The 509-nt window shown below is 67.0% G+C and carries 1 protein-coding gene; it reads left to right on the forward strand.

Features of this window, described 5'->3' with window-relative positions; genetic code table 11:
* Window positions 1–43: 43 nt before the first annotated feature.
* Window positions 44–509, forward strand: a 466-nt coding sequence (locus AB4Y92_RS25525) for a hypothetical protein (RefSeq protein WP_441822159.1), incomplete at its 3' end; no start/stop codon positions are given.

The following is a 509-nucleotide window of genomic DNA, read 5'->3' on the forward strand; positions in this document are numbered from 1 at the left end:
GCGTTGCAGGACTGTGGGATGCCGGCCATGAGGAGCGCCTTGCATGTCCGCGTTCGAGACGAACACGCCGTTTGAAGACATTGACGGTCGGGGCGAGCCCGGCCATGACAGCAAGGCGCAGGCGCGCATGGCCCGTGCCTATCGCCTGACCATCTGGGGCATCGCGCTCGGCATTTTCCTGTTCGCCGCCCATGTCGTGCTCTGGGCGCACGGCATCGGCAACGCCCAGTTGCTCAAGGACGGCGTCGACTGGGTCTACGACGTCCTGCTCTACGGCATCGCCGCGCTGGTCTTCGGCCGTGACGAGCGGGCCGAGCGCTGGGCCGCGCTCGGTATCGGGGCCGTCATGGCGGTCGCCGGTATCCACACGCTCTACGATCTCTGGGACAAGATCGTCAGCCCAAGGCCGATCGAGATCTGGACGCTCGGCTTCTCCGCGGCGAGCGCGATCGTCATCGCCATCCTGATCGTCGCCCTGCTCTGGCGCTTCCGCCGCGAGACCAATCCGG

Origin of the sequence: Lysobacter sp. TAB13 (genome assembly GCF_052113885.1) — a bacterium.
In the GTDB taxonomy this organism is placed as follows: Bacteria; Pseudomonadota; Gammaproteobacteria; order Xanthomonadales; family Xanthomonadaceae; genus Lysobacter; species Lysobacter gummosus.